This is a genomic window from Pseudoscardovia suis (assembly GCF_002797875.1).
Lineage (GTDB): Bacteria > Actinomycetota > Actinomycetes > Actinomycetales > Bifidobacteriaceae > Pseudoscardovia > Pseudoscardovia suis.
On sequence record NZ_PGFC01000006.1, the window covers coordinates 20,665 to 45,839 of the forward strand.

At 60.4% G+C, this 25,175-nt stretch carries 21 protein-coding genes and 2 pseudogenes; 12 read left to right on the forward strand and 11 right to left on the reverse strand.

What is annotated here, in order from left to right:
- Nucleotides 1-222 precede the first annotated feature (222 nt).
- The 3 genes and pseudogenes from CLV65_RS07060 to scpB all read left to right on the forward strand — a co-directional run bounded on the left by CLV65_RS07060 (nt 223) and on the right by scpB (nt 2,767).
- Nucleotides 223-1,062, forward strand: a complete 840-nt coding sequence (locus CLV65_RS07060; RefSeq protein WP_094690677.1) for a ParA family protein — start codon at nt 223-225, stop codon at nt 1,060-1,062.
- Between the two features lie 42 nt (nt 1,063-1,104).
- Nucleotides 1,105-2,007 (forward strand): annotated as a pseudogene (locus CLV65_RS07065) (segregation and condensation protein A); the annotation flags it as partial.
- A 220-nt stretch (nt 2,008-2,227) separates the two neighbouring features.
- The gene (gene scpB / locus CLV65_RS07070; protein ID WP_094690929.1) at nt 2,228-2,767 is read left to right on the forward strand and encodes an SMC-Scp complex subunit ScpB; all 540 of its coding nucleotides are present in this window, start codon (nt 2,228-2,230) and stop codon (nt 2,765-2,767) included.
- Nucleotides 2,768-2,848: 81 nt separating this feature from the next.
- On the opposite strand, the gene xerD is transcribed toward scpB, so the two are convergent.
- From xerD to infC, 5 genes and pseudogenes are all read right to left on the reverse strand, one after another.
- Complete coding sequence (gene xerD, locus CLV65_RS07075) at nt 2,849-3,850, reverse strand: site-specific tyrosine recombinase XerD (protein ID WP_094690930.1); 1,002 nt, start codon at nt 3,848-3,850, stop codon at nt 2,849-2,851.
- The gene (locus CLV65_RS07080; RefSeq protein ID WP_094690678.1) at nt 3,850-5,721 is read right to left on the reverse strand and encodes a 1-deoxy-D-xylulose-5-phosphate synthase; all 1,872 of its coding nucleotides are present in this window, start codon (nt 5,719-5,721) and stop codon (nt 3,850-3,852) included. Before CLV65_RS07080 ends, xerD begins: the two co-directional genes overlap by 1 nt.
- A gap of 303 nt (nt 5,722-6,024) precedes the next feature.
- Nucleotides 6,025-6,408 carry a 50S ribosomal protein L20 gene (gene rplT, locus CLV65_RS07085; protein ID WP_094690679.1) on the reverse strand — a complete coding sequence of 128 codons (384 nt, stop codon included), beginning with the start codon at nt 6,406-6,408 and terminating at the stop codon, nt 6,025-6,027.
- Between the two features lie 53 nt (nt 6,409-6,461).
- Entirely contained in the window at nt 6,462-6,656 is a 195-nt protein-coding gene (rpmI, locus tag CLV65_RS07090; RefSeq protein WP_094690680.1) for a 50S ribosomal protein L35, read from the reverse strand.
- A 346-nt stretch (nt 6,657-7,002) separates the two neighbouring features.
- Nucleotides 7,003-7,725: pseudogene (gene infC / locus CLV65_RS07095) on the reverse strand (translation initiation factor IF-3); the annotation flags it as partial.
- A gap of 412 nt (nt 7,726-8,137) precedes the next feature.
- Here infC and dcm point away from each other — a divergent pair.
- Together dcm and CLV65_RS07105 are read left to right on the forward strand one after the other, a co-directional pair.
- Complete coding sequence (dcm, locus tag CLV65_RS07100; RefSeq protein ID WP_094690681.1) at nt 8,138-9,418, forward strand: DNA (cytosine-5-)-methyltransferase; 1,281 nt, start codon at nt 8,138-8,140, stop codon at nt 9,416-9,418.
- 203 nt (nt 9,419-9,621) lie between these two features.
- The gene (locus CLV65_RS07105; RefSeq protein WP_094690682.1) at nt 9,622-11,127 is read left to right on the forward strand and encodes a Sau3AI family type II restriction endonuclease; all 1,506 of its coding nucleotides are present in this window, start codon (nt 9,622-9,624) and stop codon (nt 11,125-11,127) included.
- A gap of 185 nt (nt 11,128-11,312) precedes the next feature.
- Here the strand turns inward: CLV65_RS07105 and CLV65_RS07110 are convergent, their stop codons facing one another.
- The 3 genes from CLV65_RS07110 to thiS are packed head-to-tail and all read right to left on the reverse strand — an operon-like array spanning nt 11,313 to nt 13,141.
- Nucleotides 11,313-12,227, reverse strand: a complete 915-nt coding sequence (locus CLV65_RS07110; RefSeq protein ID WP_094690683.1) for a thiazole synthase — start codon at nt 12,225-12,227, stop codon at nt 11,313-11,315.
- Nucleotides 12,224-12,943 carry a sulfur carrier protein ThiS adenylyltransferase ThiF gene (thiF, locus tag CLV65_RS07115; protein ID WP_094690684.1) on the reverse strand — a complete coding sequence of 240 codons (720 nt, stop codon included), beginning with the start codon at nt 12,941-12,943 and terminating at the stop codon, nt 12,224-12,226. Before thiF ends, CLV65_RS07110 begins: the two co-directional genes overlap by 4 nt.
- Before the next feature lie 3 nt (nt 12,944-12,946).
- Nucleotides 12,947-13,141 (reverse strand): sulfur carrier protein ThiS, encoded by a 195-nt coding sequence (gene thiS, locus CLV65_RS07120; protein ID WP_094690685.1) that lies wholly within the window; start codon nt 13,139-13,141, stop codon nt 12,947-12,949.
- A gap of 727 nt (nt 13,142-13,868) precedes the next feature.
- Here thiS and CLV65_RS07125 point away from each other — a divergent pair.
- Together CLV65_RS07125 and CLV65_RS07130 are read left to right on the forward strand one after the other, a co-directional pair.
- Nucleotides 13,869-14,399 (forward strand): PhzA/PhzB family protein, encoded by a 531-nt coding sequence (locus CLV65_RS07125; RefSeq protein ID WP_094690686.1) that lies wholly within the window; start codon nt 13,869-13,871, stop codon nt 14,397-14,399.
- Nucleotides 14,400-14,491: 92 nt separating this feature from the next.
- Nucleotides 14,492-15,445 (forward strand): aldo/keto reductase, encoded by a 954-nt coding sequence (locus tag CLV65_RS07130; protein ID WP_094690687.1) that lies wholly within the window; start codon nt 14,492-14,494, stop codon nt 15,443-15,445.
- Nucleotides 15,446-15,588: 143 nt separating this feature from the next.
- Here CLV65_RS07130 and CLV65_RS07135 read toward each other — a convergent pair whose 3' ends face one another.
- On the reverse strand, nt 15,589-16,446 hold the full coding sequence (locus CLV65_RS07135; RefSeq protein WP_094690932.1) for a Cof-type HAD-IIB family hydrolase: 858 nt from the start codon (nt 16,444-16,446) through the stop codon (nt 15,589-15,591).
- A gap of 292 nt (nt 16,447-16,738) precedes the next feature.
- On the opposite strand from CLV65_RS07135, the gene CLV65_RS09150 reads away from it, so the two are divergent.
- The 3 genes from CLV65_RS09150 to CLV65_RS07155 all read left to right on the forward strand — a co-directional run bounded on the left by CLV65_RS09150 (nt 16,739) and on the right by CLV65_RS07155 (nt 21,072).
- The gene (locus CLV65_RS09150; RefSeq protein WP_144441841.1) at nt 16,739-17,731 is read left to right on the forward strand and encodes a thiamine pyrophosphokinase; all 993 of its coding nucleotides are present in this window, start codon (nt 16,739-16,741) and stop codon (nt 17,729-17,731) included.
- Nucleotides 17,732-17,942: 211 nt separating this feature from the next.
- Nucleotides 17,943-18,998 (forward strand): type I glyceraldehyde-3-phosphate dehydrogenase, encoded by a 1,056-nt coding sequence (gene gap / locus CLV65_RS07145; protein ID WP_094690688.1) that lies wholly within the window; start codon nt 17,943-17,945, stop codon nt 18,996-18,998.
- Nucleotides 18,999-19,731: 733 nt separating this feature from the next.
- Nucleotides 19,732-21,072, forward strand: coding sequence for an Nramp family divalent metal transporter (locus CLV65_RS07155; protein ID WP_244902350.1), 1,341 nt, complete (start codon nt 19,732-19,734; stop codon nt 21,070-21,072).
- 548 nt (nt 21,073-21,620) lie between these two features.
- Here CLV65_RS07155 and CLV65_RS07160 read toward each other — a convergent pair.
- Nucleotides 21,621-22,223, reverse strand: a complete 603-nt coding sequence (locus CLV65_RS07160) for a hypothetical protein (protein ID WP_144441842.1) — start codon at nt 22,221-22,223, stop codon at nt 21,621-21,623.
- Between the two features lie 758 nt (nt 22,224-22,981).
- On the opposite strand from CLV65_RS07160, the gene ybaK reads away from it, so the two are divergent.
- Entirely contained in the window at nt 22,982-23,500 is a 519-nt protein-coding gene (ybaK, locus tag CLV65_RS07165; RefSeq protein ID WP_094690690.1) for a Cys-tRNA(Pro) deacylase, read from the forward strand.
- 222 nt (nt 23,501-23,722) lie between these two features.
- On the opposite strand, the gene CLV65_RS09220 is transcribed toward ybaK, so the two are convergent.
- Nucleotides 23,723-23,797: a 50S ribosomal protein bL37 gene (locus CLV65_RS09220; protein ID WP_412154489.1), complete on the reverse strand. Its 75-nt coding sequence runs from the start codon at nt 23,795-23,797 to the stop codon at nt 23,723-23,725.
- A 251-nt stretch (nt 23,798-24,048) separates the two neighbouring features.
- Here CLV65_RS09220 and CLV65_RS07170 point away from each other — a divergent pair, with 251 nt between their 5' ends.
- Nucleotides 24,049-25,131: a 4-hydroxy-3-methylbut-2-enyl diphosphate reductase gene (locus CLV65_RS07170; protein ID WP_420848380.1), complete on the forward strand. Its 1,083-nt coding sequence runs from the start codon at nt 24,049-24,051 to the stop codon at nt 25,129-25,131.
- The last annotated feature ends 44 nt before the right edge of the window (nt 25,132-25,175 follow it).

Below are 25,175 nucleotides of genomic sequence, written 5' to 3' on the forward strand. Positions count from 1 at the left end.
GGCGCAGTGACGTCACGGTGGGAGCTTCGGTGCTTTCCCGGAAAGATGTTTGCCGGGTCATGTCAGGTCTAATGAAAACCACTGCGATTGTAAACGTGACATGAGACACCATCATGCCAGAAACGGTATTTTCGTTGGGATCCCGCCAAAAGACCATCAGATATATTACTTTGTAATACAAATCCTTGGATTTTGGCTAGTTTGCTTGCTAACCTTGGCGGTATGCCTACAGATCTGCTTGGACGCGAATACCAGACTTTCCCCGCCCCCCGCAAGCTCGAGAGCCACGGGCCGGCGACCATCATCGCCATGTGCAACCAAAAGGGCGGCGTGGGCAAGACCACGTCGTCCATCAACATCGCCGGTGCGCTGAGCCAATACGGCCGTCGCACGCTCATCGTCGATTTCGATCCGCAGGGCGCCGCCACCGTGGGTCTGGGCATCAATGCGAACGACGTCGACAAGACCGTGTACACCGCCCTGTTCGACACATCCATGGACGTGCACGACGTGGTGATGCACACGCGCTTCCCCGACCTCGACATCATCCCGGCCAACATCGACCTGTCCGCCGCCGAAGTCCAGCTCGTCACCGAAGTGGGCCGTGAGCAATGCCTGGCGAGCGCGCTGCGCCCCTTGCGCGACGAATACGACTGCATCATCATCGACTGCCAGCCGTCCCTCGGCCTGCTCACCGTCAACGCGCTGACCGCCGCGGACGGCGTCATCATCCCTGTTGCCGCCGAATACTTCGCATTGCGCGGCGTCGCCCTGCTCATGCAATCCATCGACAAGGTCAAGTCACGCATCAACCCCGGCCTGAAGGTCTATGGCGTGCTCGTCACGATGTATACGCACACGCTGCATTCCGAGGAAGTCATGCAGCGCATCTACGAAGCGTTCCGCGGCAAGGTGTTCCACTCGGTCATCTCCCGTTCCATCAAGCTGCCGGACGCGACCGTTGCCGCCGCCCCGATCACGATGTATGCGCCCCAGCACCGCACGGCGCTCGAATACCGCGAAGCGACGCGCGAGATCATCGCCCGCGGAATCGTGGCGTAAGGCGCGCCCTGCATGACCAGTGGCGCGCATGACGTCGGATTCATGACGGCGGACCAGGCCGCGGACGAGCCGGCGGACCGAATCTCAGGCGTCGCAGGCTACGGCATTGATACCGCCGGCCACGGCGCCGATGCCAGTGAGGCGGAATCCTCGTTCGCCGTCAACCTCGCCGCCTACCAAGGTCCGTTCGATGTGCTGCTGTCGCTTATTTCGCAGCGCAAGCTCGAGCTCACGCAGATCTCTCTGTCGCAGATCACCGGCGAGTTCATCGATTATGTGCGAGAGCTGGACGAATCGCATGGCGCGGAGGAGACCAGCGCCTTCATCGACGTCGCGTCCATTCTGATCGAGGCGAAATCAGCTGCCCTGCTCCCCCATGACGAGCAGCAGGCGGCGGCCGACGAGCAGACGCTGGAGGCATTGCGCGAACGCGATCTGCTGTTTGCCAGGCTGCTGCAATACAAGGCGTTCAAGCAGGCGGGCGAGGACTTTCGCGCGAGGTGGGCTGCGAACGCCGGGCGCTTCCCGCATCCCGGGGCGATTGACCCCGCGGTGGCACAGCTGTTGCCCGAATTGGTGTGGACGGTGACGCCGACCGACCTGGCGCGCATCGCGGCGCGCGTGATCGCGAACGCCCCCGCCGACCATGTAAGCGTGCGGCAGCTGCATGTGCCTCTCGCCGACCTGCGTGAGCAGGCAGCCATCGTTCGTGCCAAACTGCGCGCCGCTGGAGACAAAACAGACGTGACCTTCACCGACTTGGTGGCGGACACCTCCACGCGCGGTGAGATCGTGGCGCGGTTCATGGCGCTGCTCGCGTTCTTCAAGCAGGGCGTCGTGCAATTCAGACAGGCCGGTCCGTTCGAACCGCTGCACGTGCGGTGGGTGAGCGCCAACGAAAGCGATGACGAGGCGATGGTCGCGCGCATCGACACGGCGGATTTCGATCCTGTCAATGCAACGGATGGCGCAGGCGCCGCAAAGAGCCGGAATCCAGGCGCACCAGATTCCGGTACCGCCGATTCGCCCGCGGATCGCGAAGAACCCGCGCAGAAAACACAACACGCACAGGAAGAGGAAAACCGTGGCTGACGAACATGACGCACATGCACCGATTCCAGTCCCGGAGCAGCTGGAATTGTCCGCCGAGGATGTCAAACCGGCGATGGAGGCGATCCTCATGGCGACGGACGACCCCCTTCACGCCGCGGACTTCGCGCGGGTGCTGGGCTGCCCGCTGGACGAGGCGACCAGGCTGCTTGCCGAGCTCGCTGACGACTACGACGCGCAGGGACGGGGATTCGAACTGCGCCACACTGCGCGCGGATGGCAGTATGCGAGCCGCGGGAAATTCGAAAGCATCGTCAGCCATTTCGTGACGGACGGCCAGACGGCGAAACTGTCGCAAGCCGCCCTCGAAGCCTTGGCGATCATCGCTTACAAACAGCCGGTGACGCGAGCGCAGGTGGCTGCGATCCGCGGAGTGAATTCGGATGGCGTCATCCGTTCCCTCAGCGTGCGTGGTCTCATCCGCACGATGGGCGAAGACGAGGAATCTCACGCCACGCTGCTGGGCACGTCCGCGTTATTCCTTGACTACATGGGCATCGAATCACTGCAGCAGCTGCCGCCGCTCGCCCCATTCCTGCCATCCCAGTCGGCGGCGAACTCCGATGATGCGGCGCGCCTCGAGGAACAGGGCTGAACGCAGCGCGATGTCACCGTGCACACGATGTCACAGTGCACGCAATATCATCGTGCACGCGATGTCACTGTGCACGCAGTATCACCGTGCGCGCGGATGACTCATCACATAGGTCTCGATGAGCGTCTGCGGCGTCACGTGCGTATAGATTTGCGTCGTGGTGACGGAGGCATGGCCGAGCATCTCCTGCACGGTGCGCACGTCCGCGCCACCCTGCAGCAAGTGGGTGGCGCAGCTGTGGCGCAGCGTATGCGGGTGTATCGGCTTGTTGATGCCTGCCCGTTGGGCACACGTGCGCACGACCTCCCACACGGATTGCCGGGAGATGCGCGCCCCGCGTTTGTTGAGAAAAACAGCTTGGAACTCCTGCCCCTTGCTGCGGGCGCGTGCCTGCAGCACAGGACGTGCGGATTCCAAGTACCGTTCCATCGCCGTGACCGCATACGATCCCATCGGCACGAGCCGCTGCTTGCTGCCTTTGCCGGTGACGCGGGCGAGGCGTTCCTCCAAGTCCATGTCGGTCAAATCCAGCCCCACGGCCTCGCTCACACGGCAGCCAGTGGCATACATGAATTCCAGCAGCGCGCGATCACGCAATGCCACCGGATCCGTCGGCTGCCCCGCCGCCTGTTCGGCTCCCTCACGGTATGCGGCGTCGGGGCACGCCGCCTGCAGCAGCCGCTCGACCTCATCAATCGTCAATACATCCGGCAGGTCGGATGCCGCCTTGGGCGGGCGCACGCCCAGCGTGGGGTCAGCCTGCACCAGCCCTTCGGAAATCGCGAAACGATACAACTCCCTCACTGCGGACAGCCGCCGCGCCACGGAATGCGGCGCCTCGCCCGCCAGCGACGCCACGAAATCCTCCACATCGCCCCTGCCGACGGCATCCAATGATCCGATGCCCCGGGATTGCAGAAACTCATGGTATTTCGCAAGGTCGGCGCCGTAGGCCAAGCGCGTGGCGTGCGCCAAGCCTTTCTCGACCGTCGCATACCCTAGGAACCTGTCAATGACGTCCGCAACGCCGCCGCGGCCAGCCTGCCGGCCCGGCTGCCGAAGCGGCTGCGTGGTTCCAGGCATCATGCCGCCGCCACGGTTGGGGAGAACGACGCCTCCGTGCCGTGCAATGAGCCGCTCTGGGCACCGCCCCGCATAGTGCCCTGTGCATTGCCCTGCGTATTGCCTTGCGCGTCACGCAGCGCTCGCTCCACGTCACGCGTGATGGAGACGGGATCCAGCCCGTTGCGTCGCATGACCTCCGCGGGATCGAAACGATCAATGTATTCCTTGGCGAAGCCATAGGTGAGCACGCGCATGGACGTGGGCGCATAGAAGGCGGCGACCTTCTGACCGAATCCGCCGGAAAGAATGCCGTCTTCGAGCGTCACGACCACGCGATGGTCACGCTGCAACCCGCGCAGCAGCGTGTCGTCAACGCCGGAGATGAACAGCGGGTTGATGAGCGTGGCGTTGATCCCCAGCGTGCGCTGCAGTTCATCGACGACCTGCTCGCCCAAATGGTAGAAGTCGCCTGCCGCCACCACCGCCACGTCGCTGCCTCGCTGGGTCACTTCGAAACGGTTCGTCTGAGAATAATCCCGACGCACGGCACGCTGCCCCGAATGCCTCATCTGCCCAGCAGGCACGCGGATCGCGACAGGACCGTCGGTCTGCGCCACCGACCACTCCATCATCGCGTCCAATTCCTCCACCGTGGTGGGCGCCAGATACACGAGACCGGGGATGTTGCCAATCATCGCGATGTCGAACAGCCCCAGGTGCGTCACATCGTTCGCGCCCCAGATGGAGCCGCTGGCGATGCAAAAGGTCGCCAGCGAGCCGTTGACGCACACGTCTTGCATCATCTGGTCATAGGTGCGTTGCAAAAAGCTCGAATACATGCCCACCACCGGCTTGCCACCGCCCTTGGCCATGCCTGACGCCATGGCAATCGCCTGCTCCTCGGCGATGCCCACATCCACGAGCTGGGCGCCGGCCTGGGCGCGACGCTCGGGGGTGAAGTCGAAGACGGTGGGCGTGCCTGCGATGATGCCGGTCACCTCCGGGTCCCGCTGCATCATGCGCAGCAGTTGGTCGCCGGCTTCCGTCTGGTATGTGCGCTGATGCGGCTTGAGGGACTTCCCCGTCGATTCGTCGAACGCGGAATGCCAGTGCCATTCCTCCTTGTCACGCTCGGCGGGCGCATACCCCAGGCCTTTGAGCGTGTGGATGTGCACAACCACCGGATGGTCGGTGTCCTTGACGGATTCGAACGCTTCGATCAGGGCGTCGATGTCGTTGCCCTTGTCGACATAACGGTAATCCAGTCCCAGCGCGGTGAACGGGTTCTCGGGACTCATGCCCTGCGATTCGCGCAGCTTGGCGAGGCTGCGATACAAGCCACCGTGGTTCTCGGCGATCGACATGCCGTTGTCGTTGACGACGATGATCATGTTGGAATTCAGTTCGCTGCCCACGAAGTCGAGCCCTTCCAACGCTTCCCCGCCGCTGAGCGAACCGTCGCCGATGATGGCGACGACGTTGCCGCTGCCGTGGCGCATGTCGCGTGCCTTTGCCAGGCCGCTCGCCAAAGAGATGGACGTGGAGGTATGCCCGGTGCGGAACAGGTCGTAGTCGCTTTCGTTCGGTTCGCTGAAGCCGGAGACGTCGTTGTATTTGCTTTCGTCGAGGAATGCGTCCTTACGGCCGGTGAGCATTTTGTGCGTGTAGCTTTGATGGCTGACGTCGAACACGATCTTGTCATCGGGACCTTGGAACACGTAATGCAGAGCGATGGTCGCCTCCACGAATCCAAGGTTCGAACCCACGTGGCCCCCACGCTTGGAAAGCTTGTGAATGAGCGCACGGCGGATCTCCGAGGCCAGGGCGACCCGCTGCTCACTCGTCAAAGCGAGAAGGTCATGCGGTCCGTCGATTGTCTCGAGATACATCGGAAAATCCCCTTTCAGTATTCACGGGTAGCTTACACGCGTGAGTCGCCGCTGGACGCCCAGTGCTACGAATCTTGGCGAAATCTTCGCATTCGACACGCCCCAAGGCACAATGAACGTATGCCTGAATCACGATACCTGTCGTAAAAACGCCATACCTATCTTACACAACGAAAAAGTCCCGCATCTTGATGATGCGGGACTTTCCCAAAGTCATGCCGTTGCGCAGTGACACCGGCATACAGTGACACCGTTACACGGACCCTGCTGGGGTCAATGCCGATGCACCTTGCAGCAGTCAGCTCAGGCGGCGACCGGAGCGTTCACATCCTCGGGCAGAGCGGCCTTGGCCTGTGCCACGATGGCGGAGAAGGCAGCCGGGTCGTTCACGGCAAGCTCAGCGAGAGCGCGGCGGTCGAGTTCGATGCCGGCCAGGTGCAGGCCCTGGATGAAGCGGTTGTAAGTCAGGCCCTCGTTGCGCACAGCGGCGTTGATACGAGAAATCCACAGCTTGCGGAAGTCGCCCTTGCGAGCCTTGCGGTCGCGGAAGTTGTAGTTAAAGGAGTGAAGCAGCTGCTCCTTAGCGCGACGATACAGGCGAGAACGGGTACCGCGGTAACCCTTCGCGCGCTCGAGCGTTGCGCGACGCTTCTTGTGGGCATTGACTGCGCGCTTGACACGTGCCATGTTAGTTCCTCAGCTTTCCTTAAAATCCGTAAATCTACTGTGCTCCGGGCCTATCACAGACCGAGCATCTTCTTCATGTTCTTGCTCTGCGAGTTCGCCAGCACGCCATCCTCGGAAAGGTGACGACGGTTGCGAGCGGACTTGTGCTCCAGGTTGTGGCGCATGCCGCAGCCTGCGTGCATGAGCTTGCCGGAACCCGTGACGCGGATTCGCTTGGAGGCGGCGGAGTTGGACTTCATCTTCGGCATTGCTGCCCTCCTTGTTTGTTTTCTTCGGTTAGGAAGCTTGTGGTGGCTTGGGCTTGGGGCAAGGCGTTGCATCGCAACCCCTGCTGCCGGCCACGCGGCCGCGCTGTGTGCGGGGCGTTCAGCGCTCCGAATGACCGGAACGGGAACCAGACCTGCCGCCGGAACGCGAACCGGACCTGCCGGCGCCCCTACCCGACTGGTGGTGGGAAGCGGACGGCTTGGGTGCCGAAGGCTTGGGAGCGTCATGCTCGGCCTTGGACTCCGGCGCAGCCTGTGCGCTTTCGGCCGGCGCGGAATCCGCAGGCTTGGAAGCGGCGGCCTGTGCGGCTGCTGCCTCGACCTTTTCGACGGATGCCTTTGCTTCGGCTGCTGCCTTGGCCTGCGCATCCTGCTTGGCGGCGAGGCGGGCGGCCTGACGGGCCTGGCGCTCAGCGCGGGACTCGGCGCCACGGCGCCTCTGCTCGGACTGGGTGTGCACCTTCTTGCCCTTGGGCGCAAGCGTCATGATGATGTTGCGGCCCTCCTGCTTCGGCTGGGACTCGATCGTGCCGTATTCCTCCACCTCGGCGGCAAGGCGGCGCAGAAGCTCGACACCGCCGATGGGGCGGGACTGCTCGCGGCCGCGAAGCATGATGGTCACCTTGACCTTGTCGCCACCGGAGAGGAAGCGGATCACATGACCCTTCTTCACCTCGAAATCGTGGTCGTCGATCTTCAGGCGGAAACGGATTTCCTTGATTTCGGCGGTGCTTTGGTTGCGGCGAGCTTCACGAGCCTTGATCTTCTCGTTGTACTTGAACTTGCCGTAATCGATAAGCTTTGCCACGGGCGGCTTGGCGTTAGGCGCGACCTCGACGAGATCGAGATTTGCCTCACGCGCAAGGTTCTGGGCGACGGAGGTGGCGATGACGCCGACCTGCTCGCCCTTGGGGCCGATAAGGCGCACCTGCGGAACGCGAATCTCCTCGTTTATGCGTGGTTCGTCGCTGATGATAACTCCAATCCTCGTTGCGTTCGGATTGTGAGGATTCCCTGTGTCGTGCCGTTGACCCGACCGCTCGCCTGCCATTCCCACCATCGGAAGTCACAAGCATTTGCGAATCATGACGCACCAGCGACCTTCGCGACTCATCGCGCCGGCTTTCGCTTCGTGCAACGCCATGGAATGCGCTTCTTCCATCTTGCGTGACCCGCAAGCGAAGCGCCACAGCCTCAAGCTGCCATCCATACGTGGCGTTTGCCATGACCCGAAACCTCCAGGGCTTCCAGGTGGGACCAGACAACCGTCAAGGATGCCTTGCAATCCGCTTTCTTGATTTCTCAAGCCTTGAGTAGTTTACCACACCACCACCCCGGCGTGTCGCGCAACAGCCATCTCGGCGGCAACCACCGAAAAATTCGCTCATGGGGCTTGATCCTCGTCGCGCTTTTCATTATTATATACTTATCACAAGCAAACATTTGTTCGATTGCGGGGTCTGATGACTGAGGAAATCAAGGTTGCCGAGCTATTTGCAGGCGTTGGCGGATTCCGACTAGGACTGGACGGATATTCAAATCCCGAGCACCCCGAGTTCACCCTGCCCGCGGCAGGGCCGTTCAAGACGGTGTGGGCGAACCAATGGGAACCAGACGGCAAGGAAAGCAGACAGTTTGCTTGGCGCTGCTATGAGCAGCGCTTCGGCAAAGGAAGCTGCGTCAACGAAGACATCAAGGTCGTGCTCGACCAATATGAAAGCGGAGAACGTACCATCCCTGACTTCCAAATGCTCGTTGGTGGCTTCCCCTGCCAAGATTATTCAGTGGCGAAACCACTCGCGAAGGCCGGCGGCATCGAAGGCAAAAAAGGCGTGCTGTGGTGGCAGATTTACCGACTATTGCAGATGCGCAAGCCCAAGTATGTTTTGCTTGAAAACGTCGACAGGCTGCTTAAGTCCCCGGTTAAGCAACGGGGCAGGGATTTCGCCATCATTCTGTCGTGCTTTGCGGCCTTGAATTACTCCGTTGAATGGCGCATCATCAACGCAGCGGATTATGGTATGCCACAGCGCCGTCGTCGCGTCTATATCTATGCAGTTCAAACCGACAAAGAGTGGGATTTGAAGGATCGTCTTGCAACGAGCGGCGTGGAGGCCCGAGCCTTCCCCATCGAGGCGGACACGATTTCTGAGACGAAAACCTTCACCATCCCCACTGATCCGTATGAAGCAACCCAGGCTTTCGGTCTTGGAGACAAAACCTCCAAGTTCAGCAACGCCGGGGTCATGCAAGGCGCAACTGTTTTCACCGCCCGTTGCGACGCTCATTGGCAAGGCAAGCCAACAGTTCTTGGAGACATCATTGTGCCTGACGATGAGGTGCCCCAAGAATATTTCATTCCTGAAGATAAGCTCGATAAATGGCGTTACTTCAAGGGCGCCAAACATGAATCCCGAATTTCTGCAAACGGACACCCCTATGTTTATTCAGAAGGTGCGATGGATTTTCCCGACAGCCTCGCCAAACCTGCTCGCACGATTCTCACGGGCGACGGTGGGGCCGGCGCAAGCCGCACGAAACACGTAGTACAAACAACGGATGGCCGTTATCGTCGCTTGGTCCCCGATGAGCTTGACCAAGTGCAGATGTTCCCCAAAGGATGGACAAATTCAGGAATGAGCGATAGCCAAAGGGCGTTTTGTATGGGCAACGCTCTGGTCGTGGGTATTCCGCACGCCATCGGCACGGTAATTGCCCACGATGCTGCAACTCACGCCGACTGATTCATTCGACCGGCAGCGGCGCGAATTGCCTACCCTCCTCATTTGACAAAAGCGCCGCACAATACGCGCCGCAATGGCGAGAGCCCCTTGCGGCGTATATTGTGGATTCAACAACAAGGGAGAGGGCATTGACAGCCCACACACCCTTACAGCACTACATGCCAGGAGGGCATTGTGTCCCTCCTTCAAAGAGGAGGGACACAATGCCTGACAACACCGATAGCAACGACACGATTGGCACGAATCACAAATTCAGCTCTGTCGAAGAGGTATTGAACAAATTTTCTGCGGTCGAAGGCAAAACATTCCGTGAAATCGACAAAACGATGCGCAGCAGGAATTCGAAAAACAAAGGCCGTCTCGGGCAAATCGTTGAAGAATCCGTCCTTGGATACAAAATCAATTCAGACAAGAATCCTGATATCGTCGCTGGCGGAGTCCCCTATGAATTGAAAGTCACGCCGCTGAAACACATCAAGAACGGGAAAGTATCCGCAAAAGAGCGACTCGTCATCGACATCATCAACTACATGGAAATCGTCAACGAAAAGTTCGACACCTCAACCTGCTGGAATAAGGCGCAACGCATGTTTGTCGTGTACTACTACGATGACCGCACTGACCCGAAGAAGCAACCCATTACGGATTGCCATCTCGAACATTGCAATCTCATGGAATTCTCCGAAGAAGACCTTCGCATCATTCGCGACGATTGGCAGAAAATCCATGACAAGATTGCCAGCGGACACGCCGACATGTTGAGCGAATCCGACACCAGTTATCTGGCGGCTTGCACCAAAGGCGCCTCAAGCAAAACCCTGCGACAGGCCCCGGCACCCGAAGGCGCGCCATCTCCGACGATTCAGGCAAAGCAACGTGCGTTCAGTCTCAAATCCAGTTACATGACCGCCACCATCCGTCGTCTTCTCGCTCAGAGCAACGCGCAAGTGCAAAACGAACAACCAGAGCGTCTGGCGCTCACCGCAGAGCAAACACTCAATTCCTATGTGTCAAGTCACATGAAACCCTTCATCGGCATGCCGGTTCGTGATGTTGCTGCCAAACTCGGAATTGCCGCAACACAGCATGCGAAGGCCTTCAACTCACAAGTTGCGTTGAAAATGCTCGGTATTCGAGGGAAAAACGTCAGCGACGTGGAACAATTCGACAAAGCAAACGTAACTCAGCTGAAAACAACGCTTATCTATGCAGACGGTCTGCCCAAAGAACACATGTCCTTCCCAGCAATCAACGCTGAACAGTGGAATGAAATCGCCGACCCCAGTGTTGAGTGGGAAGATTCATTCATTTACCATTTCTTCGAAGAAAACACATTCCTCATTACTGTCCTCGGCATCGATTCCTTGCCAAAAGATCATCCAGACAAAATGAATGCGACGATTCGAGGGGGATTCCTCTGGAACATGCCGGAGCGTGACATCGAAAATTACGTTCATCCAGTGTGGCAAAAACTCCATGACACATTGGTCGGGCATCAGTCATTTCACTATTACGGCACTAACAAAGGTTTACCTGGCCCAGCCTTTAACAAAGTCTGCCATATTCGCCCACATGCGCAGGATAAAAACGACACCATCGTTTTGCCCAATGGTGATGAGATTCCCAAACAGTCGTTCTGGCTCGACCGCCAATATATCGGCAAAATCATCCGAGAGAATACAACCGAATTCGACAATACTCAGAGGTGACCCTCGTATCGGCACCAATCTCCGTTCCGTGAAGTTGACTCCCCGCGTTAATTCGCCGGCTTTAAGGTCGCGTTGACGCGAAGGAGGGGTCTTCCGAATCATCCGGAAGACCCCTCCTCGTTGTTCCAACAGGTTGCCGCGCGGCACACGCGGGTTGCCCTGATGTAGCCTCTATCGCACCGTCCTTACCTCAGGTAGCCGGTGGTGGGGCTGGAGGGCACGGCATGCCCCTCGACCACGGCGCCCAGACCGCTCAGGTAGGCGGCGCGCCCGGCATCGATGGCGTCGCGGAAGGCGCGCGCCATCAGCGGGATGTTGCCGGCGGAGGCGACGGCCGTGTAGGCCATCACTGCGTCGGCGCCGATCTCCATGGCCTCGCACGCCTGCGACGGCCTGCCGATACCGGCATCCACAATCACCGGCACATGCGCGTTGGCGATGATCACTTCGATGAAGTCACGCATGCGCACGCCCTTGTTGGAGCCGATCATGGCGCCCAGCGGCATGACGGCTGCCGCGCCCGCCTCCTCGAGGTCGTGGGCCGCCAAGGGGTCGGGGAACATGTAAGGCATGACCACGAACCCTTCGTTTGCCAGAATCTCGGTGGCCTTGATCGTCTCGGCGTTGTCAGGCAACAGGTATTTCTCTTCGCGCTTGATTTCGACCTTGACGAAATCCGTCTGGCACACTTCGCGGGCGAGCCGGGCGATGCGCACGGCCTCCTCGGCGGTGCGGGCGCCGGACGTGTTGGGCAGCAGCGTGATTCCCTGCGGAATGTAGTCGAGCACGCTGTTTTCGTTCGTCTGGGCGCGGCGCAGCGCCATGGTGACGATCTGCGTGCCGGCGTTCTCGATCGTCGCCTTGATGAGGTTCAGGTCATAACGACCGGACCCCAGTATGAAGCGCGAGGTGAACTCATGGCCACCCAGCACGAGCGGGGTGTCCTCCACCGTGGCGTAGGCTCCGCTGCCCACCGGGTTGTGCGCGGTGTAGGCGCCGGACAGGCGTTCCGCCTCCGCACGCTCGGCAGGTGTGAGCGGTGTCGGCTCGGCTGCGCCGGCTACGCGGGTGTCGGCTTCGGTATGCACTTCGGCGCTCATGCGTCCTCCTCCCCCAGAATCAGCCTGGTGATCATGTTGGATTCGTGGCATGACACGACTCCGACGCGCGGCGCCATGAGGCCAGCGCCGGGCTTCGGTGCGGTCTCGCCGTCGCCGCAGAAGTAGAAGTTCTTCGACACGCGGCGCGTGCTGATGAGGTTGGAGCTGCGGTATCCCGCCATGCCCGAGGCGGAGACGAGCTTCTTGTCCGGGAAGTTCTCGAGCACGGCGTTGACGAGGAACGTCTTGTTTTCGGGCACATCGAAGCATTCGGCGATGATGTCGTCGTCCGCAAGCAGCTCGCGCACGTTGTCATCCGTCACCTTCACATTGTCTACGCGCACGTCGAGGTACGGGTTGATGTTGTAGATGATGGATTTGAGCGCCGTGACCTTGGGCTGGCCGACATGCCACACGAAATACTGCTGGCGGTTGAGGTTCGTCATGTCCACCACGTCGAAGTCGATGAGGTGCAGGTGGCCCACGCCTATGCGTGCCAGTGCGATGGCAGCAGTGGAGCCCAGTCCGCCGCAGCCGCAGATGGCGACGCGGGCGGCGTCGAGCTTGGATTGCGTCTGCTCGCCGTGACGTTCAAGAAGCGCGTCGCGCACTTCTTTCTCGCTCACCAGCTCCTTGGCGTCGAAATGTTCGCCTGCGAACGCCCGCGCCCTCTTGTCAATCTGCTCAGGGGTGGCGCTGGGAATGAATTCGGCCATCGCTCAGCCCCCCTGCACGAACGACACGATTTCGACCGTGTCGGAATCCTTGAGCATCGTCGTGGCGCGCTCGGCGCGCGGCACGATGTTTCCATTGAGTTCGACTGCCACCCGGGCAGGGTTGAGTCCGCGGGATTCGACGAGTCCCGCGACGCTGAGCGGACCGTTGAGGGTCTCGCTGGTGCCGTTGACTTTCATGCGGCGGTTCCTTCCTGTGCCTTGCGTGCGCTGCCTGCTGATGCACGTTGTGATGCATGCGCGCAGCAGCGCACCGCTATGCCTCCCCTGCGGTGCCCTGCATTCCAGGATCTGCCGCCCGCCATGCCCTGCCCTGCGATGGCGTGGCGGTGTCGCTGAAATGTCTGTGGCATGCGCTGGGGATGCATTATAAAAAGGGTCACCGCGAAATCCGTACCCTAGGTGGTGCGCCCCGCGATGACCCTGCATCTACTGCAACCGGATCCACCCCGTTGGAGGATGCTCTCCCTCTCCCCGCTCGTGCGCGTACCGGCATTCGTCGCTGCATGACAGCGAATCCGCATGCCGGTGGCACGTGTGGAAGTGAAGAATGGCGAAGCGCATCGACAGATACACGTGATGCGAAACTCATACCGGCTGTGCAACGATGCTGCTTCTTCAGCAGCCTTGCACTGGTCGGCGCGTCCTTACGGCGGCATTATCCGCATCAAGTTCGGTCGAAGCGATTGCTTCCTCTCAGCCTGGGTTGGCTCCCGTTGAGTTGTGTTTTCACTGTAGCAAACAATCCGCCAAGACGCATACGGGGCGTTTGGCAAGCGCCGCGCAAACCCGCCATTGCAACGTCTGGCACGGCGTGTCCCGACGCCCCATCACCACAGCGCCCCATCATTCATGCATTGCCCGCCCGCTCCGCGACGCACACCCGCGTCCGCGCTATCGTGGAGGCATGAACGCAAGCTCGAACACATCGCCATCATCACCATCCGACAACAAGACATCATTCACCAACCCGACTGGCGACGCATCGCAGGCCGAGGTGAACCGTCGCACCGTCGAACGCTTCCTCGCTTCCGGCCACGGGGACGCGCTGCTGCACCGCCACGAGCTGTTTTGCACCGATGCGATCAGCGGCCTGTGGACCACGGATTCCGGCGCCCCCGCATATGCCCAAGGCCGCGACAACATCGCTAAGTACGATGTGTGGAGTTCGCAGCACTTCCCTGATTGGGAATGGTTCAACGTGCACATCTGGACCACCGACGACCCCGACTGGCTGTGGGCGGAGGCGGATGGGCGCGGCACTGTGATCCTGCCCGGCCACGACCCGGTGCATTACGAGAACCACTTCCTGTATTCGTTCGAAATGCGCGATGGGCTCATCGCCCGCGAGCGCGAATTCATGAACCCCGTCATCGAGATGAAGGCGCTGGGACTGGACACCCCCACCATTGACCTGGGGGATTTCCCGCAGGCGTAGGCAGCGCAACGCAACGCAACGGCGAGCAATACGCCGTCGATCACGACACATGCCGATAAGACACAGCCCGATAAGACACAGAAAGGCATACCATGACGATCACACCCCGCACCGATGCGCCGACTCCCCATGCCGCGCAATCATCCGATACCCCCAACAACACCGACACCACTGTCACACCGACCATCGAATTCGCCGGCGCCATGGTGCCGCGCATTGGATTGGGCTGCATGGCGCTGTCGATCGAAGGCCATCCGCGCCGCAGCACAGCCATCGGAGTCATCCACGCCGCGCTCGACGCGGGGGTGCGCTATCTCGACACGGCATGGTCGTATTACACGCCCGGCGAATCCGACGACTGCGAAGAGTATGGCGAGCGCCTTGTCGCCGAAGCCCTGCGCACATGGGATGGACCGCGCGATGAAGTCGTCGTCGCGACCAAAACCGGATACCGGCGCACGCTCGTCGACGGCGAGTATGGCTGGGAGGCGTGCAGCGACCCGGATACGATGATCCGCAACGCCAAGGAATCATGCGTCGCGCTGGGTGTCGACCACCTCGACCTGCTGTATTCCCACTGTCCCGACCCGGCTGTGCCCTATGAGGATGAGATGGGTGCGCTGCGTCGCCTGCTCGACGAGGGCGTCATCGCGCACGCCGGCATTTCGCGCGCCAGCGTGGCGCAGATTGACATCGCGCGGCAGATTCTGGGCGACGGTCTGGCCGCCGTGCAAAACAAGTTCAACCCCGCATATCGCGATGAAGAGGATACGTTGCGCCATTGCGAGGCACTCGGCATCCCCTTCGTGGCGTGGAGCCCGTTGGGCGGATACCTTGAGCAGGTGAGCATGACGCGCTTCGTGCCATTCCGGCAGGTCGCCGCGGATCTTGGCGTGAGCTACCAACGTGTCACGCTTGCGTGGGAGCTTGCGCAAAGCCCTGTGTTCATGGCCATTCCCAGTGCGCAGAACACAATGGAGCTGGCCGATGACGTGCAGGCGCTCGACCTTCGCCTCTCCGACGAAGACCTGGCGCAGCTGGGCTGACACATGCCGCTGCGTCGCGACGGTTCCGTTAGCTTTCACAGCTCCAGGCTTCGCGACGCAGGCCCCACAGTGCAGGCCTTACAGCGTCATCAACATCACAGCGCAGTCCTTACAGCACCGTCGACGTCACAGCGCCACTGGCCTCACAGCACGTTGAAATGACGCAGGGCGTTCATGATGCCGTCATGGTCCACGTCGTCGGTCACGTAGTCGGCGGCGGCCTTCGCGTCATCGGTCGCATTGCCCATGGCGACGCCCAGTCCGGCGTAGTCGAGCATCTCAACGTCGTTGCCGCCGTCGCCGAACGTCATGACCTGGCTGCGAGTCCACCCGTATTTGCGCATGAATCGCTTGATTCCCGCGGGTTTGCCACCGTCCGCAGGGCAGATGTCCGTGAAATCCGGATGCCAGCGCAACGCCCTGCAATGCGGCATGACCTCCATGATCTCGTCCTCTTCCCTGCCTGCCGGCACGTATGCGGACACTTGGTAGGTGGTGTGCGTAAGGGTGCGCGCAGGGTCGTCGACGATGATGTCCGGCGCTGTCTTGCCCAAGCCATCCCACATCGCGCGCAGATAGTCGTTGATCTGGTTGAAATACACGTAGTCGAGCTCACAGAACCCGGCCGCCACATCCGGGCGACGGGTGGAGAGGAACTCCACGAATGCCGCGATGTCGGTGGGGTTGAGCGCTTCGGATTCCTGATACCCGTGGTCGTCGTAGCAGCATTGCCCGTTCATCGTCACGTAGCCGGTCCATTCGTGCGGCATGAGGCGGCGCGCGGCGTCGAGCTGCGCCGGCGGACGCCCGGAGCAGATGAACGTTGCGATTCCATGGTCCGAAAGCTGTTCCAACGCCTCGAGCGTGGACTGGGGCACGATGTGAGTCTTGAAACTCGTGAGCGTGCCATCGATGTCGAAGAACACCGCCTTGATGTCGCTGCCGTCTGCAGTGCCGGGGTCAATGCGGTCGGGATCGCTGTGCGGGTGGGTTTGCGTCATCATGCCTCTTCCTCTTGTAACCGTGCGTGCGGAACGCCCATTCTTCATGGTCGGTTGACCGAAATTACGGATCCGATGCGGATGCGAAGCTTCCATCAGCATCACACGGCATCGATTCACCCGTATAGGTACAACACCTGTATAGGTACAACGATATATCTATCTACCCCAAGCATATCAGCGCCCCTCGCCATGACACCGGCACCGCCGGCGCAGAAACCACCACCGCCAGCACCACCGTCGACGGCACCGGCGTGGCATCCGTGCATCCGCGACGAATGCGACCACTAACATGACATTCATGACCGATTTTGACGCGAGCGCAACCCGTGCCGAGCATTCTCCCTGGCATCCCGATGCCTCTTCCCCACGTTCCTCGCATGAATCATCCGCGGCGCACCCGCGCGCGCCTCGCAATGTCTGTGTGGTGCTGGGCGCCGGCGATTATTACGGCTCGGAGGCCAACTCCCTGCGTCTTGCCGGACTCATGCCTGCGGATTGCGCTGTGGATTGCGCTGCAAAACACACCGCGACCCGCCCGCTCGTCATCGCAGCGGACGGCGGACTCGACCATGCCGCCGCCCTAGGGCTCACGCCGGATTTTGTCATCGGTGATTTCGACTCCGTGCGTTCGCGCCTCGACATAGCGCGCAACAACGCCGACGCGGCAGCCGCAGCGGCAACAACGGCTGCGGCACTTGCGCCCTTCATATCAGGCACGCTCGCATCCGGCGCATTCGCCGGCACGCCGGTCATCACGCTCCCCTCGCAAAAAGACGACGCGGACATGCTCAGCGCCCTCAAGGCCGGGTGGGCGGCAGGCGCCCGCGAATTCCATATCGTTGGCGGACTGGGCGGACGCCTCGACCACACACTGGGCAACGTGCAGCTGCTCACGTTCATCAGCAGGGCCGGCGGCAGCGCTTTCCTCTACGGAAGCCGCATCACGGCGACGGCTGTGACGAACGGCAGCGTGCGTTTTTCCCCGGCGCCGGTGCCGCAATTCCCGATGGTCTCGGTTTTCTCAGCAGACAACGAATCGCACGGCGTGTGCATCCGCGGGCTCAAATACGAAGTCAGCGATTTCACGGTATCGAACGCCATCGCACAGCTGAGCAACGAACTGGTCGGCCTTGACGCATCGATCAGCGTGGAACACGGCACCTTGATCGTCACCTATCCGGCTGCCATCGCCCCGCCCGTCGTCACGAACGGCGTTGTGACAGCCGACACGCTGGGGGTGCTCAGCACCCACGTGTCGAGCAGGCTGCGCGCATCGTTCTAAAGCGCCGCGCCGCGGCAGCAGAGCGCCGAGCACCCGCCGAAACACGCCGCCAGCGCATGGTCATTATGCCGTCAGAGAAGCGCCCCGCAAACCCCGCAATACGCGGCATTGCTGTACAGCCCGCGCATTAAAGTGACGATTGTTGGCAAACAAAGGCCGCGACTGCTGATACGCGTCAGCCGGTTCGGCCAGTACCAAAGGAAGACACATAATGACAGTTAAGATTGGTATCAACGGCTTCGGTCGCATCGGTCGTCTCGCATTCCGCCGCATCTTCGAGCTCCAGCAGCAGGGCGGCGAGGCCGGCGACATTGAGGTTGCCGCCATCAACGATCTGACCACCCCGTCTATGCTTGCTTACCTTCTCAAGTACGACTCCACCCACGGCCGTTTCAAGCACCTCGACGGCACGAACGTGGAAGTCACCTCCACCGATGACTCCATCATCGTGGACGGCAAGGAATACAAGGTCTATGCCGAGAAGGATGCCAACAACATCCCGTGGGTCAAGAACGATGGCGTTGAATTCGTGCTCGAGTGCACCGGCTTCTACACCTCCGCTGAGAAGTCCCAGGCTCACCTCAACGCTGGCGCCAAGAAGGTCCTCATCTCCGCTCCGGCCAAGGATGACGTCACCCCGACCGTGGTGTACGGCGTGAACCACCAGATTCTCAAGCCGACCGACAACATCGTGTCCGCTGGCTCTTGCACCACGAACTCCATGGCCGCAATGGTCAAGCTGCTCGACGACAAGTTCGGCATCAAGGCCGGCTTCATGACCACGATCCACGCTTACACCGGCACCCAGATGCTGCTCGACGGCCCGCGTGGCAAGAACCCGCGTTCCAACCGCTCCGCCGCTGTCAACACCATCGAGCACTCCACCGGTGCCGCCAAGGCAATCGGCAAGGTCGTTCCTTCTGTGAACGGCAAGCTCCAGGGCCATGCACAGCGCATCCAGGTCGTGGACGGCTCCGTCACCGAGCTCACCACGGTCCTCGACAAGAAGGTCACCGTTGACGAGATCAACAACGCCTTCAAGGAAGCCTTCTCCGACACCGATTACTTCGGCTACAACGGCGACGGCATCGTGTCTTCCGACATCATCGGCGACACCCACGGCGGCGTGTTCGATCCGACGCAGACCGACGTCAACACCGTCGGCGACACCCAGCTCGTGCGCACCGTGACCTTCTACGACAACGAGTACGGCTTCACCTCCAACATGATCCGCACCCTGCTCTACTTCGCTGAGCTCTCCAAGTGAGCTTCGCCTAGCAAGCCATAGCGCGACGTAACAATCCGCTATACCAACCCCTCGGAAGCGATTCCGAGGGGTTTCTTGTGTTATAGGCCACAATGTGTGTCCGGTGGTGGGGCAGTCGGGGGCGCCATGGCATTCGGTTGGGGGTGCAGAGAAGCCCATACACGGGATTCGCCCCTTCGTATCCTGTGTTCCCGGTACTCCCCTGTGCCATGCATACGCACGGCATAAGGATCCATGTTCCCGACACAGCTGACTTCCTCCCCATCACGTCATGGAGCGCGCCCGAAACGGCCATGTTCCCGACACCGCCGACACCCCAACTGCACACGGCGTGTCGCTTGACGGCACAAGGGCTCAGCACCGTATGCCGAGCCATGTTACACAGTGTTACAAACCGGACCTATAACACTAACGGTATCGTGAGGCGGCAACACCGCCAGCGCGATCAGTTTGGACGATGCACATTGACGACGAGACATGAGAGATGGTTGAACATGAGCGAGTCGGAATATCGGGGAACGAATACGAATGAAACCGTCCACAAGGCGGTGTCGGATTCGCATCAGTCGGCGTACACGCACACGCATGGAGGCGGATCCGAAGCGAATGCCGGGCGCGCGGCGTCAAATGGAACATCGAGATTGGATAGCGCCGGGGAGACACGCAACTAGCTGTGTCGGATATGTCGGATATGTCAGATATGTCGGATATGTCGGATATGTCAGGCGGTTCCGTGACTGCCGAACAATCCGCCCGCACACCGAATTCGCCGCAATCTCCAAGCGCTTCGCAGCCCTCGCTCACACGGCATCCAGCGCAACCTCATCCAGCTCAATCCACCCAACCCACTCACAGCACCCACCACGGCCATGCACTCGCATCAATCCTCGGTCCCGCTTTCGTCGCGGCGGTCGCTTACGTCGACCCCGGCAATGTGGCGGCGAACATCACATCGGGCGCCCGATACGGCTATCTGCTGGTGTGGGTGCTGGTGCTGGCGAATCTGATGAGCGTGCTGATCCAGTATCAAAGCGCAAAACTCGGTATTGTGACAGGCAAATCGTTGCCGCAGATCCTTGGGGAGCGGATGGGCGATGCCGGCAGGTACATGTTCTTCATGCAGGCCGAGGTGATTGCAATTGCGACGGATCTTGCCGAGGTCATCGGCGGGGCGATCGCGCTGAGGCTGTTGTTCGGGCTGCCATTGTTCTGGGGCGGCTGCGTTATCGGCGCGGTGTCAACAGTGCTGTTGTGGTTCCAAGGTGGGCGTACGCATCGCGTGTTTGAGAAAATCGTTATTGCGATGCTGTTGGTGATTACGTTCGGTTTCATTGCCGGGTTGTTTGTCGATCCACCGAATGGCGGTGATGTGCTTGCCGGTTTGGTTCCGCGGTTCCGTGGCGCGGATTCTGTGTTGATGGCATCGTCGATTCTAGGCGCGACGGTTATGCCGCACGCGATTTATTTGCATTCCACGCTGGTGAATGACCATTATGCTCCAGGCGAGGAGAAGCCGGACACCCGGCAGTTGCTGCGTGGATCGAAGATTGATGTGGTGTGGGCGCTCGCATTGGCGGGGACGGTGAATCTTGCGTTGCTTGTGCTGGCTGCGAATTCGCTGTACGGCATGAATGGAACGGACACCATTGAGGGTGCACAGCATGCGATTGAGATGGTGCTTGGTCCCGCGGTTGGAACGATTTTCTCGATTGGCTTGCTTGCTTCGTCATTGTCTTCCACGTCGGTGGGTACGTATGCCGGTTCGGAGATTATGCGCGGCTTATTGCATATTCATGCGCCGATGTGGGCATGCCGTGTGGTGACGTTGGTTCCGGCGCTGGTGGTGTTATGGTTTTCTGCGAATCCGACGTACGCGTTGGTGATTGGCCAAGTGGTGCTGTCAATTGGTATTCCGTTCGCGATTATCCCGTTGATGCGTTATACGCGTGACCAGGAGTTGATGGGGAAATATCGTGACAGCATGGTCAAGCATGTGGTGTTTTTGCTGGTTGCCGTGCTGATTATCGCGTTGAATGTAGTGCTGGTTTATCTCACGATGACGGGGCAGAATTGAGATAGGCATCCTGCCGCCGAGCCGGTCGCCACAGAGTTTTCCCCGCAGCCGCTCCGTGCCAGCCGTACAGGGCAGTTGTCGCCCGATTCTGTCCTCATTGCGCCGGCCGCTGCCGTGCCGGCTATCGTTGAGCCAGCGGCTGCACAGCAGCGTGTGAGTTCCCGCCGGAATGGGACAACCGGGAGATCATGGACGCATTGGTCCAGGCGGTCGGGCGATGCCGAAGGCCATCGAGTGCGACAGGGCCATTGGCTATAACCATGAGGTCCTCGAGACGCTTGAGCGTGCGCAGAAGAAAGCGCATGACAAGGACGCGCGAGGATCTGCCGAGTAGACGTTCCAGATTCCGAGCATCAATTCAAGCCGCCGCCTCCTGGCGGCTTTTATGTTGCCCGCGATACTGTCGCGGGCTTTCGCATTTGTGTATGTGTAGGGGGTGTGAATGGTGCAGGGCGAGTCGTACGAGCAGTTCGTGGGCAAGTTCAAGCCAAAGAAAACGACGAACGACTGTTACACGCCGCCGGAGGTGATGGAGGTCGTGTGAACGACTATGTCGTGGACGCCTGCCAGCCATCCACGGGAACGTCAGGGCGAGGATCCTCGACGATGAAACCGACACGGGAAGCGATAAGCAGTGTCACAATGTTCAACGCGTTCATTCCGATGACGAGTCCCAGGATGCGCACGGCCACACCGGACTGCCCTATCACGCCAGCCGCAGGGTGCGAGGGAAAGATTCCAAGGTAAAGCCAGACTGCAACAAGGGCGAGGTCCACGACTCCGGCTGCCGCATAGACCGATATCGAAGCCTTTGCTGCTCGGCGTCTGCCTGTTGGAATCCAAGGATTCGCACTACCAGATGACCATGCGCGATGGCGGATTGCGATTGATGCCAGCGCGCCCGGTCCCTGCCGTGTGGCCGAACCGTCGCCCAACAGGTAGAAGCAGGCCGCAATCTCATACAGGAACCATCCGATGACAGGGACAAACGTGTTGTACCGTGCGCCCACATTGCTTCCGGTGTAGGCTTCGAAACCCTCACAGTTGTTCTGGAGACAAAGTCCGAGGATTCCGAAGGAAGCCATGACAATGAAGAACCTGACGATGACGATGTAGCGCAGAATCTCGCTGTTTTTCTTTGACTCGTTCACCCGGCCGCGCTCAATGAGGACATTGTCGTACGCCGGATCATCTTCGGCCGGGGGCATGTCCCACGGGAGGGTTGTCGTCGGCCGCCTCAAGGCATGCTCTTTCATACAACAGGATGGACACGCCACTTCGCATGCCTGATACCACAGATGACAGTGTGGGCATTCCATATATGCCCCGCAAGTCGTTTTACCGATGCTCGCAGATATGCGAAGCAAGGCGAGCGCCGCTGCCGCCCACAGGAGGTTCACCAAGACCAGCATGACTGCAACCTCTCCTCCAGGGTGAAGCCACGGTCAAAATCCAGTTTGATAATGTTGGAAGTACATGCTTCGTATGCCATGAGCAAAGAACATTTCATGCCTTCATCCCCCGTTGACAGGTGTTAATCTTCCCACGCCCGCAAAGCCGTGGATTCTGCTGCATTAGCTGGAAAAACCAGGACACTCACGATGCTAGTGATGATGGATATCGACATGAGACATCTTATGAGACGCCGTGCCATCGGCGCTCCGCCTCGCATTGATATGCAACTCCCCTTGTTCATGTCTCGGCTCGCTTTCAAAGCATCCATAAACGGCGGCATGAAAATTCGAAACCGCGACACACCCAGCAGGACAATCCCTGCACCCGATTCCCGGACACACATTCTGGCCAATAATCCGGTTTCTTTATGCCTTGCCCTCGACCCACGGTGATGGGGACGGCGGCGCCGGCCACACACGCCGATTGTGACACGCGGCGTACTACTATCGGCACCATGGCCAAGAAGAAAACGAAGAAAGGCGGCGCTTCCACGCCTGCAACCGTGCAACTCGACGAGGCTGGGGTGCCGTTCACTCTGTATGAATACCATCATTCGGGCGACCACATGGACGAAGGCTATGGCAAGGAGGCCGCCGAGCAACTGGGCAAGGATGAGCGCCAGGTGTGCAAAACGCTGCTGGTGAGCACTGAGCACGGCCTTGTGACAGGCGTGGTGCCGGTAAACGGGCACATGAGCATGAAAGGTATCGCCCAAGCCGTGGGCGAAAAGAAAGCGGAGATGGCTGAGCCGAAGGATGCCATGCGCGAGACAGGCTATGTGGTGGGCGGCATCTCCCCGCTGGGGCAGCGCACCAAGCACCGCACGGTCATTGACGAAAGCGTGATGGCCTTTGACGAAGTGCTCGTGTCCGGTGGCAAACGCGGGCTGAGCCTTGGCGTCAACCCCCACGATCTGGTAAAAGTGCTGGACGCCGTGGTCGCACCCATCGCCACCGACAAGAAGTCATACTGACCTCAGGTCCTCCTTGAAGATACTGATTACGCGCTACCTCAAGCAGTGCATTACATAAGGCAATGTGGTAAGGCCATGGCAGCGTGGTAAGGCCGTGGTAAGGCAGCATGCGGCACAAACACGGGAGCCCGCTGTGCATCAATCGCCTCATGCGAGGTGGTCGATGCACGGCGGGCTCCCGATAACTAGCCGTATTAGGGCAGCCGTGACATCACAGCAATATCAGGCGTTCGGCCTCTTGCCGTGATTGGCAGCCTTCTTACGACGGTCACGACGCATACGTCCGCGCTTTCCCATGATGACTCCTTTAGGTTTAAACGTTTAAGCCTTAGGGATTATCGCACACACCGACGACGAACCGCAACCACCAGACGACACGACCGGCAAGAATGAGCAAACGCCCCCAGAACGCCACGGAAACGAGCACCGCCTAGTGTCACCGCATGACCGCGACGTGCGAACCCTCGTCGTCGCACTTCCTCGCCACCGCACCGCCTGTGTCATCGCACCGCCTGTGTCATCGCAGCCTCAGCGCGTACCATGGTCATGTGAGCTCTTTCAAGACAACTGCGACACAGCAATCGCCGCAACCGCACCACCTGCCGCAATCCCCACGCACCATCGTGCTCGCCAATCCGCGCGGATTCTGCGCTGGCGTGGATCGCGCGATCCTCACGGTGCAGCGTCTTCTCGAACAACAGTCCCGCCGCCTGCAGACGGACGGGCAAACACCCGATGCTGCGCTTCCTCTCGTCTATGTGCGCCGCCAGATTGTGCACAACACGCATGTGGTCGCCGACCTGGCCGCACAAGGCGCGCGTTTCGTGGAGGAGCTTGACGAAATCCCCGACGAGGCAGCGGCAGCGCAGATTCCCGTCGTATTCTCCGCGCACGGCGTGTCGCCGCAGGTCAAGGAGGAGGCTGACCGACGCGGACTGCGCATCATCGACGCCACATGTCCCCTTGTCGCGAAGGTGCACCGCGAAGTGCAACGCTATGCGAAAAAAAGGTACGAAATCGTCTACATCGGCCACCGCGGGCATGACGAGGCCGTCGGAGTGGTCGGCGAATGCCCCGAGCATGTGCACCTGATCGAGCATGCCGAAGACGTGGAATCCCTTGACCTGCCTGCCGGGAAGCCCATCGCCTACCTGTCGCAAACCACGCTGTCGCTCGACGAGACGGCGGACATCATCGCCGCCCTCAAGCGCCGCTTCCCCACCATCAGCGAACCGCCCAGCTCCGACATCTGCTATGCGACGCACAACAGGCAGCATGCCGTCAAGCTGGCGGCCGATGAGGCGGATGCGATGATCATCGTAGGATCGGCGAATTCCTCGAACTCGGTGCGTCTGGTGGAGGTTGCGGCACAGGCGTTGGCCGCGCACGGACGCCCCGCAGGCGCCGCCCATCGCGTCGATGATGCGGGCCAGCTGGACCCTGCATGGTTCGATGGCGTGGCGACGGTCGGCGTGTCTTCCGGCGCGTCTGTGCCGGAGGCACTGGTGCAAGGTGTGATCACGGCGCTGCAATCCTATGGATTCGACACATGCCGCACCGTGCAGACGATGGAAGAGAACATGCACTTCGTGCTCCCCGCCGCGCTCGGCCGCGACCATCAGGACGCATGAGCGCAGGTCGTCCCGCTCCCCTTGCATCGCGCGCGCATTGTCGT